This window comes from Mycobacterium sp. E796, from assembly GCF_001672815.1.
In the GTDB taxonomy this organism is placed as follows: Bacteria; Actinomycetota; Actinomycetes; order Mycobacteriales; family Mycobacteriaceae; genus Mycobacterium.
The window spans coordinates 13,815-28,537 of record NZ_LZKK01000297.1; the positions used below are offsets into that span (position 1 = coordinate 13,815).

Genomic DNA, 14,723 nt, shown 5'->3' on the forward strand with positions numbered 1-14,723 from the left:
CGGCCCGGCAGCCTTGGAGATCATACGGGCTGCCGCCCGATTCGCGGGCAGCGGCACTACGCGTCACGCATGGTGCCGACCAGGTCCTCGACCAGATCTTCCATCGCGACCATCGCGACCACGGCGCCGCTGTCGTCAGTCACCAAGGCCAGATGGCTGTTGCTGCGGCGCATCCGCGACAGGGCGTCGGCCAGCGGCAGCGACGTCGGGACCTGCGGCAGCGGTCGCACCCAGGCCCGGTCGATGACCGTGTTCGGGTCGTTGTCGAGCGTCAGCACATCCTTGATGTGCAGGTAACCGATGTACTTCCCGTCGAGGTCGACGACGGGAAACCGCGAATAACCGCTCCGCGCCAGGGCCTCCTCGACCGCCCCCACGGTCGGCCCGGAGCCCGCCGCGGCCACCGGCACCGCCCGGATCTCGGCGAGCGGCCGCGCCACGTCGCCGACGCGGCGGTAGCGCAGCTGCAGCGCCCGGGTCAGCCTGCCGTGTTCCTCGGCGTCCAACAGCCCCTCGGACACGGATTCGGTGATCATCACCCGCAGCTCTGTGGTGGAAACCGCCACGTCGAGTTGCGACTTGGGCTCGACCCCCAGCGCGCGCAGCACCACGTTGGCGCACTTGTCGTAGAACGTGATCAACGGCCGGGCCGCGCGCACGTACGCCAGGTAGGGCGGCACCAGCAGCATCGCGGTGCGCTCGGGGCCGGCCAGCGCGATGTTCTTCGGCACCATCTCGCCCAGCAGCACGTGCAGGGTCACGACGATCGCCAGCGCGATCGCCAGCGAGAGCGTGTGCAGCAGCGCCGGGGGCCAGCCGGTGAGGCCCAACGCCGAGCGCAGCAGGCTGGCGACCGCGGCCTCACCGATGCGGCCGAGCAGCAGCGACGCGACCGTCACCCCCAGCTGCACCCCGGCCAGCATGGACGACAGTTGCTCGCCGGCGCGGATCACCACGACGGCCCTCGCCTTGCCCTGCTCGGCCAGCGCCTCGAGGCGATCGCGGCGGGCCGAGATCAGCGAGAACTCCGCGCCGACGAAAAACGCGTTGACGCCGATCAGCAGGATCGCCAGCAGGACTCCCAGTGCGTCGTTCACGAGGGGCCTCGTCCCGCGGGTGTTTCGGCCCGGCTGCCGAGCTCCTGCAGCTCGAGCACGTCGATACGGCGACCGTCCATCCGGACCACGGTCGCCTGCCAGCGCATCGAGGTGTCCAGCAGGCCGTCGGGGTCCAGCGCGGTCAGCTCCACGGTTTCCCCGGCCACGGGAATGTGGCCGAGTTCGCGCAGCACCAGGCCGCCGATCGTTTCGTAGGGGCCTTCCGGGGCCCGAAATCCGGTGGCGGCGGCCACTTCGTCGATGCGCAGCAGCCCGTTCACCCGCCAGCCGGCGCCGGCCGCCACCACGTCCGGGGTGGCGTCGTCGTGCTCGTCGCGGACGTCGCCCACGATCTCCTCGATCAGGTCCTCGACGGTCACCATGCCCGCGGTGCCGCCGTACTCGTCGACGACCATCGCGGTTTGCAGGCTGTTGGCGCGGATCTCGGCCATCACCGCGTCACCGTCCAGGGTCGACGGGACCACCGGCACGTGCTGCGCGAGCGTGGTCAGCAGGGTGGTCGCGCGCTCGGCCGCCGGCACCGCGAACACCTGTTTGACATGCACGATGCCGACGGTCTCGTCGAGGTCGCCGTCGACGATGGGGAAGCGGGAGAAGCCGGACTCGGCGGCCGCGGCGATCAGGTCGGCGACCGTCTCGTCGGTTTCCAGCGCGACGATCTTCGACCTCGGCGTCATCAGCTCCTCGGCGGTCAGCTCCCCGAACTGCAGCGATCGCCGCACCAGGGCGGCGGTGGCGGCGTCCATCGTGCCGCTGCGGGCCGAGTTGCGCACCAGGGACGCCAGCTCCTGCGGCGAGCGGGCCGAGCGCAGCTCCTCGGCCGGCTCGACGCCCAGCTCGCGCACGATCCAGTTGGCCGCGCCGTTCGTCAACCGGATGACCGGGGTGAAGATCGTCGAGAACAGCAACTGAACCCCGGCGACGGCGCGGGCGGTCGACAGCGGGCGCGCCACGGCGAGATATTTCGGAACCAGCTCGCCGAACACCATCGACACCGAGGTCACGATCACCAGCGCCAGGAACGCGAGGACGGCGTCGGCCAGCCGGTTCGGTATGCCGATCGCACTGAGCGCGGGATGCGGCAGGTCGGCCATCAACGGCTCGGTCAGATACCCGGTCGCCAGCGTGGAGATCGAGATGCCCAGTTGGGCGCCGGAGAGCTGAAACGACAGCCGCTGCTGGGCGCGCTGGATGAAGCGGTCGCGCCGGCCCCCGAGGCGCGCGTTGGAGTCCACGACGCTGCGGTCCAGGGCGGTCAGCGAGAACTCGGCCGCGACGAATACCCCGTTGGCGAAGATCAGCAGCGCGATGGCGGCGAGGCTGATCAGGGTGACGGCGACGTTCATGACCCAGACCCCGGGGACGATGCCCGGATCGATATGCGGGCCCCGACGCGTGCCTGCGGCACGTCATGCCTTTCCCTCGATGCGGCGCAGCGCTTTGCTGCCGGCCGCGACTCACATGAATTCACATGGTAGCCAACGCGTGCGGACGGCAGCACGACCGCGGCACGCTCACCAACCCAACGGCAGCGGATGGCCCTCGGCGAACCCTGCGGCCGACTGCACCCCGACGACGGCCCGCTCGTGCAGCTCCTCCAGGGTGGAGGCGCCGACGTAGGTGCAGGTGCTGCGCACCCCCGAGGTGATGTGGTCGATCAGGTCCTCGACGCCGCCGCGGTCGGGGTCCAGCCCCATCCGGGCCGTCGAGATGCCCTCCTCGAACAACGCCTTGCGGGCCCGGTCGAACGCGGTCTCGGCGCCGCTGCGGGCGACGACGGCCCGCTTGGAGGCCATGCCGTAGCTCTCCTTGTAGGGCTGGTCGTCGCGGTCGCGCATCAGGTCGCCGGGCGACTCGTAGGTGCCGGCGAACCACGACCCGATCATGACGTTCGACGCGCCCGCGGCCAGTGCCAGCGCGACGTCCCGCGGATGCCGAATACCCCCATCGGCCCACACGTGCCCGCCGAGTTTCCGTGCGGCGGAAGCGCATTCGAGGACGGCGGAGAATTGCGGGCGCCCGACGCCGGTCATCATCCGGGTGGTGCACATGGCGCCGGGCCCGACGCCGACCTTGACGATGGTCGCCCCCGCGCCCAGCAGGTCCCGGGTGCCCTCCGCCGACACCACGTTGCCGGCCGCCAGCGGCAGGCCGAGGTCCAACGACGCGACCGCGTTGATCGCTTCCAGCGTCTTGACCTGATGCCCGTGCGCGGTGTCGATGACGAGCATGTCCACCCCGACCTCGGCCAGGGACCGCGCCCGGGCCCCCACGTCGCCGCTGATGCCGACCGCCGCGCCGACCCGCAACCGCCCGCGCGCGTCGGTGGCCGGCGTGTACAGCCCGGCGCGGACCGCCCCGGTGCGGGTGAGCACGCCGGCCAGCGTGCCGTCGGCGCCGGTCACCACCGCGACACCGATGGGGGCGTGCTCGAGCAGGTCGAAGATCTTGCGCGGCTCGACGCCCACGGGGGCCGTCACGAAGTCGGTCACGGCCACGTCGCGCACCCGGGTGAAGCGGTCGACGCCGACGCATGACGCCTCGGTGACCAAGCCGATCGGGCGGCCCTCGAAAACCACGACGGCGACGCCGTGGGCACGCTTGTGGATCAGCGCGATCGCGTCGGACACCGAGTCGTCGGGCTCGAGTACCACCGGGGTGTCGAGGACCATGTCGCGGCTCTTGACGAAATCCACCGTCTGCTGCACCGCCGGGATCGGCAGATCCTGGGGAAGGATCACCAGGCCGCCGCGCCGCGCGACCGTCTCCGCCATCCGGCGCCCGGCCACCGCGGTCATGTTGGCGACGACGACCGGGATGGTGGTGCCGGAGCCGTCCGTGGTGGACAGGTCGACGTCGAAGCGCGACGCCACATCGGAGCGGTTCGGCACGATGAAGACGTCGTTGTACGTCAGGTCGTACCCGGGTCGATGCCCGTCGAGAAACCTCATGTGATTGGGCTTGCCCCCTTTGATCCCTTCTACACGCAGACCGCTAGGCGGGCACTTCGCTGCGGTCCCCGCTCCACAGAGTGTGGAAGCGCTTGTCCGGGTCCTCGTCGATGCGGCCGTAGGTGTGCGCGCCGAAGAAGTCCCGCAGCCCCTGGGTGAGCGCCGCCGGCAGGCGCTCGGTGCGCAGCGCGTCGTAGTAGGACAGCGCCGAGGAGAAGCCCGGGATCGGGATGCCCAGCTGGGTGGCGGTCACCACGACGCGGCGCCAGCCGTCGATCGCGGCCTCGATCGCGGCGCGGAAGTACGGCGCGACGATCAGCGTCGGCAGGTCGGCGTCCTCGTCGAACGCCTCCTTGATGCGGTTGAGGAACTTCGCCCGGATGATGCAGCCGCCGCGCCAGATGGTGGCCAGGTCGCCCGGCGTGATGCTCCAGTCGTATTCGGCGCTGCCGGCCTGAATCTGGTTGAACCCCTGGGCGTACGCGATGATCTTCGACGCGTACAGGGCCTGGCGGACGTCCTCGACGAATTGTGTTGCGTCGGTTGGCTTTTCACCGAGCTGACCCGACGCCAGCCCGGTGGTGGCCTTGCGCTGGGTGACCGACCCCGACAACGCGCGGGCGAACACCGCCTCGGCGATACCGGTGACGGGCACGCCGAGGTCCAGCGCCGACTTCACCGTCCAGCGCCCGGTGCCCTTCTGCTCGGCCTCGTCGAGGATGACGTCGACGAGCGGCTTGCCGGTCTTGGCGTCCTTCTGGCGCAGCACCTTCGCGGTGATCTCGACGAGGAAGCTGTCCAGATCGCCCTTGTTCCACTCGTCGAAGACGTCGGCGATCTCGTCGGCGGTCTTGCCGAGCCCGTCGCGCAGCAGCTGGTAGGCCTCGCCGATCAGCTGCATGTCGGAGTACTCGATGCCGTTGTGCACCATCTTGACGAAGTGGCCGGCGCCGTCGGGGCCGATGTGGGTGCAGCACGGAACGCCGTCGACGTGCGCGGAGATCTCCTCGAGCAGCGGGCCCAGCGACTTGTAGGACTCCGCCGGGCCGCCCGGCATGATCGACGGCCCGTTGAGCGCCCCCTCCTCGCCGCCGGAGATGCCCGCGCCGACGAAGTGCAGCCCGCGCTCGCGCATCGCCTTCTCCCGGCGGATGGTATCGGTATAGAGGGCGTTGCCGCCGTCGATGATGATGTCGCCTTCCTCCATGGCGTCGGCGAGCTCGTTGATGACGGCGTCGGTCGGGTCCCCGGCCTTGACCATGATCAGCACCCGCCGCGGCTTCTCCAGCGCGTCGAGAAATTCCGCGATGCTCTCCGAGCGCACGAACTTGCCCTCGTCGCCGTGTTCTGAGAGCAGCGCGTCGGTCTTGGCGACGGACCGGTTGTGCAGCGCCACCGTGTACCCGTGGTGGGCGAAGTTGCGGGCGATATTGGAGCCCATGACGGCGAGGCCGGTGACGCCGATCTGCGCGGTACCGGTCTTCGAATCCTTGGAATTCGGGGCACTCATGTGTTCGCCTCTCAGGTTGCGGCAGGACTTTTCCGACGGGCTGTCGGATCACACTGTGGCACAGCCGACTCCGGGAGGCATTCCAGGGTGATGGCCCACTCCGACGCTAGACGTTGAACAGCCGTCGCAGCTCGATGAGCCACGGCACGACCAGTGCCACGGTCGGCACCACGAACACGGCGGCCGCGGCGAGGTATGCGCTGGCAGCCAGCATCAGGCTGTTGCCGCGGCCCGAGAGTCGGCGCACCCGCACCACGGTGCCGGTGCCGCCCATTGCCAGCGCACCCGACGGCGCCCGCCCCGACGCGCAGGCGACCAGCGCCCGGGCCAGGGGAGTGCGCCCGGTGGCGCGCACGGCGGCGTCGTCCGCCAGTAGCTCGACGAGCAACTGCACCGCGCGCAGCGCGTTGGCGCTGCGGACGAACCGCGGGAAGGCGGCGTGCGCCGCGGTGAAAGCCTCCAGCACCAAATCGTGGCGGGCGCGCAGGTGGGCCCGCTCGTGGGTCAGGATGGCGGAGACCTCGGCGTCGCCGAGCGTCTTCAGCGTTCCCTCGCTGACCACGACCCGGCTGCGCACGCCCGGCAGGCAATAGGCGAGCGGTTGGGCGACGTCCAGGACGCGCAGGTCGCGCGTGTTCGCGCAAGGCTGTGCGCGGGCCGCATCGTGGCCGACCCCGACCAAATCGACGACCATGCGGTGGTGGGCCCGCCGGCGCCGATTGGCGATGGCCACCCGCGCCACCGCGACGATCAACCGCACACCGACCGACACGGTCAGCGCGAAGACGGCGATGTACGCCGTCCACAGCGGCCAGCCCAGCCGGCCCGCCGCGCCCATGACGCTGGCGGTCGGCCGCCCATCGGGGCCGGGCACCAGCACCCGGCTGGCGATCGCGATGCCGGCGCTGAACGCGGAGAGCACCGCGGCCAGTGCGACGGCCTGCCACAACACCATCGCGGCACGCGGGGCGCGCAACGGCCACGTCGCGCGTGCCAGTAACGCCGGCACCGGGCCGACCAACAGCACCGCGAGGATCGAGAAGGCCAGCGCGGACACGCTGCCAGTCTCCCTCAATCCTCCGCTGGCGCGCCAGCCGACCGGGCGTCGTCGCGCGGATTGGCTTCCAGTTCGGCCAGCGCGCGCCGAAGGGCCTCCGCCTCGTCGGCGCCGACGCGCTCGACGAAGTGCACCAGGGCGGCCTGCCTGCCCCCGGAGTCCTCGGCTTGGGCCAGTGCGTCCACCATCAGCCCGGCGACGAGCTCGTCGCGCCCGTGCACCGGCGCGTACCGGTGGGCGCGGTCGTCGCGGATCTGGGAGACCAGGTTCTTCTTGGCCAGCCGTTGCAGCACCGTCATGATCGTCGTGTAGGCGAGGTCGCGTCGCGCCGACAACGCCTCGTGGACTTGGCGGACGGTCTGGGGCTCCGGCGTGGACCACAGATGATCCATCACGGCGCGTTCCAGATCCCCTAGCCGGGTCAGTTTGGCCATAGTGCGTTCATCTCCTGAGCGTCGAAACCAGCGTACTCCGCTTACTACCGGCCGTCGTATCTGTCCGGGCGCAGCGGGGCTCGGTCATACCGAAACCGTACCTTGCGAAATTAGGGCAGCCTTGCCTATGCTGATGGCGGTCGAGCGACATGACCGCCGCGGGTCCTGAGGGCTGCAGTGACCCCCGGTCTACTCGATCGGCGGGCCCCGCGCACCGGCGCGGGGCCCGCCTGTCTCCGCGGATGTTTCCTCGCCGGTGGCCCCGACGGCCGATGGTGTAGACACATGAGCGTGCCACCGCCACCCGACGCGCCGTTGCCGCCGAACTTCACCTCGCCCTTCGACGGCGAGTTGGGGCTGCATTACACGGAACTCAGCCCGGACCGCGTGCGCGCCCAACTCGAGGTCACTCCCAAACTGCTACAGCCCATGGGCCTCGTGCACGGCGGCGTCTACTGCTCGGTGATCGAGAGCATGGCCAGCGTGGCCGCCTACACCTGGCTGAACACCCATGGCGACGGCGGCAACGTGGTGGGCGTCAACAACAACACGGATTTTCTGCGCTCGATCGCCTCCGGGATGGTGTACGGCACCGGTGAGCCGATTCACCGCGGCCGGCGCCAGCAGCTGTGGCTGGTCACCATCACCGACGACAACGACCGGGTGGTGGCCCGCGGTCAGGTGCGGCTGCAAAACCTCGAGGCTTAGTCCGGGGCCCTATCCGGGCCCGTCGGCACCCCTCGATCCGACCGGCTGGAGGTCAGCTGGCCCGCCTGGGCGCCGGGCGTTTGGCCTCGGCCGCCGCCACCGCGAGCTGCTCGATGCGGGTGCGGGCGAACGCCTGCTGCTCGGTGATGGTGAGCTGGCCGCGGCGCGTGCTCAGGAAGGTGACCGTCCACGACAGCAGCGTGCTCACCTTCGTCTTGAACCCGACCAGATACACCAGGTGCAGCACCAGCCACATCAGCCAGGCGATGAAGCCGCTGAACTCCAGCGGACCGATCTTGGCCACCGCGGAGAACCGCGACACCGTGGCCATGGAGCCCTTGTCGAAGTACTGGAACGGCTCGCGCTCGGCCGGATCGGCGCCGTTCAGTTCCGCCTTCAGCGTGCTCGCGACGTACTTGGCGCCCTGGATGGCTCCCTGCGCCACGCCCGGCACGCCCTCGACGGCGGCCATGTCGCCGATCACGAACACGTTCGGGTGCCCGGGGATGGACAGGTCGGGCAGCACCTTGACGCGTCCGGCGCGATCGACCTCGACCGAGGACTGCTCGGCCAGGTCCATGCCCAGCCCGCTGGCCTGGACCCCGGCGGACCACACCTTGCACGCGGATTCGATGCGCCTGGTGGTCCCGTCGGAGTCCTTGACCGTGATGCCGTTGCGGTCGACGTCGGTCACCATCGCCCCGAGCTGGATTTCCACGCCCATCTTCTCCAGCCGCGCGGCCGCCCGCTCGCCGAGCTTTTCGCCGAACGGCGGCAGCACCGCCGGGGCGGCGTCGAGCAGGATCACCCGCGCGCGGGTGGAGTCGATGTGGCGGAAGGACCCCTTCAGGGTGTGGGTGGCCAATTCGGCGATCTGCCCGGCCATTTCGACGCCGGTGGGGCCGGCGCCGATGACGGTGAACGTCAGCAGCTTGGCGCGCCGCTCCGGGTCGCGGGACCGTTCGGCCTGCTCGAAGGCGCTCAGGATCCGGCCCCGCACCTCCAGCGCATCGTCGATCGATTTCATGCCCGGCGCGAACTCGGCGAACTGGTCGTTGCCGAAGTAGGACTGGCCGGCACCGGCCGCGACAATCAATGTGTCGTAAGGGGTTTCGTAGGTGTGGCCGAGCAGGTCCGAGACGACGAACCGACCCTCCAGATCGATGTGCGTGACGTCACCGAGCAGCACCTGGACGTTGCGCTGCCTGCGCAGCACGACCCGGGTGGGCGGGGCGATGTCGCCTTCGGACACGATGCCGGTGGCCACCTGGTACAGCAGCGGCTGGAACAGGTGGTGGGTGGTGCGCGCGATCAGTTTGATGTCAACGTTGGCGTGCTTGAGCTTCTTTGCCGCGTTGAGCCCGCCGAATCCCGACCCGATGATGACGACTTGGTGACGACGGTCGGGTGCAGCAGTGGTTTCTGCTTGCGTGCTCATGTTGGGGCAGGCTCCTGATCGGGGTCGCTGGACGCGCGATTCCAGTTAGCTACCACGCTAGTGAAGGCGATACCCCGAAACCCAGATCGTAAGCATGTGTAATGAACCACATCGCGCATCGGGCCTGGTCGAGTGAACGTGATACTCGTCATGCCCGGTGCACGATGCGGTTTGCGTTACAGCCCCGCGATCGGACGCAGGGCTTCGCCGGCCGCGGCGATGACGCCCGGCGTGTAGAACGGCATGTTGATGATCACCCCGGAGATCCCGGCGTCGAAGACCTTGGTCTTGAGTTGCTCGGCGACCGACTCCGCGCTGCCGACCACCATGCGCTGGCCCATCTCGGCGGGAATCTGGTCGGCCTTGAAGTTCTCGTCGACAACCACCGTGGTCAGCGTGCTGGTCTCCAAAGTTGCGGGGTCGCGGCCGATCTCCTCGCAGCGCTCCCGCACCACCTTGAGCTTGGCGGGCAACTCGTCGAACCCGGCGATGACGTTGAGGTGGTCGAAGTGGCGCGCGGCCAGCGGGATGGTCTTCTTCTCGCCGCTGCCGCCGATCATCAACGGAATGTGGTCGCGGAAGCGGGGATTGGCCAGCGCCTCCTTGGCCTGATACCACTTGCCGGAGAAGCTCGGTCGTTCGCCCTTGAGCATCGGCAGGATGATCTGCAGCGCCTCCTCGAGCCGGTTGAACCTGTCGGTGAAGGTGCCGAATTCGAAGCCCAGCTGGTCGTGTTCGAGTTCGAACCAGCCGGTGCCGATGCCCAGGATCGCCCGGCCCTGGCTCACCACGTCCAGCGTCGTGATGATCTTGGCGAGCAGCGTCGGGTTGCGGTAGGTGTTTCCGGTCACCAGGGTGCCCAGCTGCACCCGTTCGGTCGCGGTGGCCAGGGCGCCCAGCGCGGTGTAGGCCTCCAGCATCGGCTGATCGGGATCGCCCAACATGGGCAGTTGGTAGAAGTGGTCCATGACGAAGACCGAGTCGAATCCGGCCGCTTCGGCCTCTTGAGCCTGGGCGACAACGGTGGGGAAGAGCTTGTCCACCCCGGTGCCGTAGGAAAAGTTGGGAATCTGCAAACCAAGTCGGATAGCCACGTTGTTCACCGTAGCCACCGGCCCGGTATCAGAACCAGGGCGTGAAGCCGATCTGATTCAGCCTCAGGCGAAACGCGCCAGCGCGCCGTGGCTGACGTGCAGCGTCTGGCCGGTGATGTGGCGGGCCGCCGGGGTGGTGAGGAACAGCGCCAGTCGGGCGACCTCGGCGGCGACCGTCGGCGGCGTGCGCGACAGCCCGTCGTAACCGGCCTGCGCGCTGCGCCCGCTGGCCACCGTGTTGACGGTGATCCCGCGGGTGCCGAAGGTTTCCGCCTGTCCGGCGGTCCAATTCGACAGCGTCGCCTTGATTGCGGCGTCGATGCTTCCGGCGGGCGGGTTCTCCGCCACCACGCTGATGATCGAGCCGCCGGAGCGAAGGTTGTCGCCGACGGCCTGGACGGTCAGCGCCACGGACAGCACGGTCGCATCCAGCGCGTTGCGCCATGCTTTGGCCGTGTCGGCCAGCGAGTAGGTGCGCGGGTCGCCCGGGTCCCAGGCCGGCGCCGGCACGTTGACGATGGTGTCCAGGTGATGGGGGAACAGCCCGCGCGCCTCGGCGAGGCTGGCCGGGTCGCAGGTGTCGCAGACGATGGCGTCGACGTCCAGTTCCTTCGCGGCGACCTCGAGGTCGCCGCGGCGCGCGCCCACGAGGGTCACCTTGTGACCGTCGTCGCGGAAGCCCTCGGCCACTGTGCGTCCCAAGTCCGTGTCGCCCCCGGTGACCAGAACCTCCACTGCCATGACCTCCTCGTGTTCAACGTCGAACCCAGAAGCTGCCTGGGACCTCAGCGCGTTTATGGCATAAATCTAAGAAGATGTTACTGGACGGTAGCTAGTCCGCGAAACTCCGGGCGCCGCGACGCGCGGATTTTTTGGATAACTATTCGGCCACCACGTGTTTGCGTCGATTTGGCCGCCGCGCGGACCGCATCCTCGGCGGACTAGGGTGCACCCATGCGGCGGATCGGGATTTTGGCCGGGTTGGTGTCGACGATCTTGCTGGCGGGTCTGGTCGGGTGCAGCTCGAAAACGCCGTCGTCATCGCCCGCTCAGCCGGCCCCGCCCGCCGGAAAGGTCGTCGTTTTCGCCGCGGCCTCGCTGAAGCCGGCGTTCGGTCAGATCAGTGACCAGTTCAAGGCCCAAAACCCTGGCAGCACAATCGATTTCGAGTTCGCGGGTTCGTCTGAGCTCGCCAAGCAGCTGACTCAAGGCGCGACGGCCGACGTCTTCGCGTCGGCAGACACCGCACAGATGGACGCGGTCGCCAAGGCGGGGCTGCTCGCCGGCAGCCCGACGAACTTCGCGTCGAACACACTGGTCATCGTGACGGCGCCCGGCAACCCGAATCAGGTCGGATCCTTCGCGGACCTTGCCAAGCCGGGGCTGAGCGTGGTGATCTGCCAGAAGCCGGTGCCGTGCGGATCGGCGACCCAGCGCGTCGAGGACAGCACCGGCGTGCGCCTCAACCCGGTCAGCGAGGAACTTAACGTGACTGACGTCCTCAACAAGGTCACCACCGGGCAGGCCGACGCCGGACTGGTCTACGTCACCGACGCCCACAGCGCCGGGAACAAGGTGGCGACCGTGAACTTTCCGGAGGCCGCGGGCGCGGTCAACGTCTATCCGATCGCGGTGTTGAAGAACGCGGCACAGGCGACGTTGGCGCAAAAGTTCGTGGCCATGGTGACCGGTGGCATCGGTCAGAACATCCTGGCCCAGTCGGGCTTCGCCAAACCCTGAGCCGTGCACCGGCCTACGGATCTGCCGCGGTGGGTGTACATCCCCGCCGCCGCGGGGACCGCGTTCGTGGTGGTACCGCTGATCGCGATCGCGATCAAGGTGGACTGGCCGAACTTCTGGTCGCTGATCACCAGCCCGTCGTCGCGGACGGCGCTGCTGCTGAGCCTCAAGACCGCCGGCGCCAGCACCGCACTGTGCGTGCTGCTGGGGGTCCCGATGGCGTTGGTGCTGGCCCGCAGCACGGCGCGCGTCGTCCGGCTGCTGCGGCCGCTGATCCTGCTGCCGTTGGTGCTGCCGCCGGTGGTGGGGGGCATCGCGTTGCTCTATGCGTTCGGCCGGCTGGGGCTGCTCGGCCGCTACCTCGAGGCCGCCGGGATGAGCATCGCCTTCAGCACGACCGCGGTGGTGCTAGCGCAGACGTTCGTCTCGCTGCCGTTCCTGGTGATCTCCCTGGAAGGCGCCGCGCGCACCGCGGGTGCCGACTACGAGGTGGTCGCGGCGACGCTGGGGGCGCGACCGAGCACGATCTGGTGGCGGGTGACGCTGCCGCTGTTGCTGCCGGGGATGACGTCAGGGGCCGTGCTCGCGTTCGCCCGGGCGCTGGGGGAGTTCGGCGCGACGCTGACGTTCGCCGGGTCCCGCCAAGGGGTCACCCGGACCCTGCCGCTGGAGATCTACCTGCAGCGGGTGAGCGACGAAAACGCCGCCGTGGCGCTTTCGATCCTGCTGGTCGCAGTGGCGGCGGTGGTGGTGCTGGGCCTGGGCGCGCGCCGGATCACCGGGGTGCCCGCATGAGCGAGCTGCAGCTGCGCGCCGTCGTCGCCGAACGCGGACTGGATGTGGAGTTCTCGGTGTCCCCGGGTGAGGTGCTCGCGGTCCTGGGACCCAACGGCGCCGGCAAGTCGACCGCCCTGCACGTCATCGCCGGGCTGATTCGGCCCGACGAGGGCGTCGTGCGGCTGGGGGATCGGGTGCTGACCGACACCGCGGCCGGCGTGCACCTGGCAACCCACGATCGCCGGGTCGGGTTGCTGCTGCAGGACCCGCTGCTGTTCCCGCACCTGAGCGTCGCCGCCAACGTGGCGTTCGGGCCACACAGCCGTCGGAGACGGTTCCGTTCCGCCCGCGCCGACAAGAAGGCGGCGGCGCTGCGCTGGCTGCGCGAGGTGGACGCCGAGCACTTCGCCGACCGGAAACCCCGAGAGCTGTCCGGGGGTCAGGCCCAGCGGGTTGCGATCGCCCGCGCACTGGCGGCCGAGCCCGACGTATTGCTGCTCGACGAGCCACTGGCCGGGCTCGACGTCGCCGCGGCCGCGGGCATCCGCGCGGCGCTGCGCGACGTCGTCACCCGATCCGGCTGCGGGGTCATCCTGATCACCCACGACCTGCTGGACGTGTTCACGCTGGCCGATCGGGTGCTGGTGCTCGAGTCGGGAAAGATCGCCGAAATCGGGCCCGTGGCAAAGGTTCTCACCGCGCCGCGCAGTCATTTCGGCGCCCGCATCGCGGGCATCAACCTGGTCAACGGCACCGTCGGCCCCGACGGGTCGCTGCACGACCGCGCCGGCGCCCACTGGCATGCGACCCCGGCCCAGGAGCTGGACGCCGAGGTGGTCAACGCGGTCGCGGTGTTCCCGCCCACGGCGGTGGCCGTGTACCGGGACCGGCCGCACGGCAGCCCCCGCAACACGGTCGAGGTGACGGTGGCGGAGCTGGACGCCCACGGATCCGCCGTCCTGGTGCGCGGCCGCGAACAGTCGGACGGCGCCCCCGGGCTGGCCGCGGAAATCACCGCGGACGCCGCCGCGGAGCTGCGGCTGAGGCCCGGGGAGCGGGTGTGGTTCTCGGTCAAGGCCCACGAGGTGACGCTGTATCCGGCGCCGCACTGACCTGCGCCGACGCCCGCAAGATTGCACATCGGAAACATCGCAAGAACCGCCGCACGGCACCCTTGCGTCACAGCCGTAACGCGGTAGGTTCGTCGCCATGGATCAGGTGGACCAGAACTCGACACGTCGGAAAGGGCTGTGGGCGACGCTGGCGATCGCCGCGGTGACCAGCGCCAGCGCCGTCGCTATCGCGTTACCGGCGACCTCGAACGCCGACCCCGAGACCCCGACCCCGGTCCCGCCAACCACGACGACGGCCCCGGCGCCCGCGTCGCCGACGCCCACGACGTCGCCGCCTCCCGGGTCGCCTGCCTCACCGCAGCCCCAACCGGGTGATCCCAACGCGACGCCGCCACCGCCGGTCGATCCGAACGCGCCCCCGCCGCCGCCCGTCGACCCCAACGCGGGCCGGATTGGCAACGCGGTGGGTGGCTTCAGCTTCGTCCTTCCCGCCGGCTGGGTGGAGTCCGACGCGACCCACCTCGACTACGGTTCTGAGCTGCTCAGCAAGACCACCGGCCAACCGCCGGCGCCGGGGCAGGCGCCGCCGGTTGCTAACGACACCCGCATCGTGATGGGCCGGCTGGACCAAAAGCTTTACGCCAGTGCCGAAGCCAGCGACGCCAAGGCCGCCGTCCGGCTGGGCTCCGACATGGGTGAGTTCTTCATGCCCTATCCCGGCACCCGGATCAACCAAAGCGCCACCCCGCTGACCGGCGCCAACGGGATCACCGGAAGCGCGTCGTACTACGAGGTGAAGTTCAGCGATCCGTCCAAGCCAAAC

14 protein-coding genes are annotated in these 14,723 nt (G+C 69.6%); 5 read left to right on the forward strand and 9 right to left on the reverse strand.

Features of this window, described 5'->3' with window-relative positions; all coding sequences use genetic code 11:
• Positions 1-56 precede the first annotated feature (56 nt).
• The 6 genes from A5706_RS22780 to A5706_RS22805 all read right to left on the reverse strand — a co-directional run bounded on the left by A5706_RS22780 (position 57) and on the right by A5706_RS22805 (position 7,070).
• Entirely contained in the window at positions 57-1,097 is a 1,041-nt protein-coding gene (locus A5706_RS22780; protein WP_068135665.1) for a hemolysin family protein, read from the reverse strand.
• Complete coding sequence (locus tag A5706_RS22785) at positions 1,094-2,464, reverse strand: hemolysin family protein (RefSeq protein WP_068135667.1); 1,371 nt, start codon at positions 2,462-2,464, stop codon at positions 1,094-1,096. The genes A5706_RS22780 and A5706_RS22785 overlap by 4 nt, the downstream gene beginning before the upstream one ends.
• Before the next feature lie 168 nt (positions 2,465-2,632).
• Positions 2,633-4,069 carry a GuaB1 family IMP dehydrogenase-related protein gene (locus A5706_RS22790; protein ID WP_068135671.1) on the reverse strand — a complete coding sequence of 479 codons (1,437 nt, stop codon included), beginning with the start codon at positions 4,067-4,069 and terminating at the stop codon, positions 2,633-2,635.
• 43 nt (positions 4,070-4,112) lie between these two features.
• A complete protein-coding gene (gene gndA / locus A5706_RS22795) occupies positions 4,113-5,579 on the reverse strand; it encodes an NADP-dependent phosphogluconate dehydrogenase (RefSeq protein WP_068135673.1) in 1,467 nt (488 codons plus the stop codon).
• Positions 5,580-5,685: 106 nt separating this feature from the next.
• Entirely contained in the window at positions 5,686-6,636 is a 951-nt protein-coding gene (locus A5706_RS22800; protein WP_068135675.1) for a M56 family metallopeptidase, read from the reverse strand.
• 14 nt (positions 6,637-6,650) lie between these two features.
• Positions 6,651-7,070 (reverse strand): BlaI/MecI/CopY family transcriptional regulator, encoded by a 420-nt coding sequence (locus tag A5706_RS22805; protein WP_068135678.1) that lies wholly within the window; start codon positions 7,068-7,070, stop codon positions 6,651-6,653.
• Positions 7,071-7,361: 291 nt separating this feature from the next.
• On the opposite strand from A5706_RS22805, the gene A5706_RS22810 reads away from it, so the two are divergent.
• The gene (locus tag A5706_RS22810; protein ID WP_068135696.1) at positions 7,362-7,778 is read left to right on the forward strand and encodes a PaaI family thioesterase; all 417 of its coding nucleotides are present in this window, start codon (positions 7,362-7,364) and stop codon (positions 7,776-7,778) included.
• A gap of 52 nt (positions 7,779-7,830) precedes the next feature.
• Here the strand turns inward: A5706_RS22810 and A5706_RS22815 are convergent, their stop codons facing one another.
• The 3 genes from A5706_RS22815 to A5706_RS22825 form a co-directional block, all read right to left on the reverse strand.
• On the reverse strand, positions 7,831-9,216 hold the full coding sequence (locus A5706_RS22815; RefSeq protein WP_068135682.1) for an NAD(P)/FAD-dependent oxidoreductase: 1,386 nt from the start codon (positions 9,214-9,216) through the stop codon (positions 7,831-7,833).
• A gap of 176 nt (positions 9,217-9,392) precedes the next feature.
• The gene (locus A5706_RS22820) at positions 9,393-10,310 is read right to left on the reverse strand and encodes an LLM class F420-dependent oxidoreductase (RefSeq protein WP_068135698.1); all 918 of its coding nucleotides are present in this window, start codon (positions 10,308-10,310) and stop codon (positions 9,393-9,395) included.
• Positions 10,311-10,373: 63 nt separating this feature from the next.
• Entirely contained in the window at positions 10,374-11,051 is a 678-nt protein-coding gene (locus tag A5706_RS22825; RefSeq protein ID WP_068135686.1) for an SDR family oxidoreductase, read from the reverse strand.
• Between the two features lie 213 nt (positions 11,052-11,264).
• On the opposite strand from A5706_RS22825, the gene modA reads away from it, so the two are divergent.
• From modA to A5706_RS22845, 4 genes are all read left to right on the forward strand, one after another.
• Complete coding sequence (gene modA, locus A5706_RS22830; protein ID WP_068135688.1) at positions 11,265-12,050, forward strand: molybdate ABC transporter substrate-binding protein; 786 nt, start codon at positions 11,265-11,267, stop codon at positions 12,048-12,050.
• 3 nt (positions 12,051-12,053) lie between these two features.
• On the forward strand, positions 12,054-12,845 hold the full coding sequence (locus A5706_RS22835) for an ABC transporter permease (protein WP_082964559.1): 792 nt from the start codon (positions 12,054-12,056) through the stop codon (positions 12,843-12,845).
• The gene (locus A5706_RS22840) at positions 12,842-13,939 is read left to right on the forward strand and encodes a sulfate/molybdate ABC transporter ATP-binding protein (protein WP_068135694.1); all 1,098 of its coding nucleotides are present in this window, start codon (positions 12,842-12,844) and stop codon (positions 13,937-13,939) included. Before A5706_RS22835 ends, A5706_RS22840 begins: the two co-directional genes overlap by 4 nt.
• A gap of 97 nt (positions 13,940-14,036) precedes the next feature.
• The coding region (locus tag A5706_RS22845) for an APA family fibronectin-binding glycoprotein (RefSeq protein ID WP_068135701.1) at positions 14,037-14,723 on the forward strand (687 nt) is incomplete at its 3' end.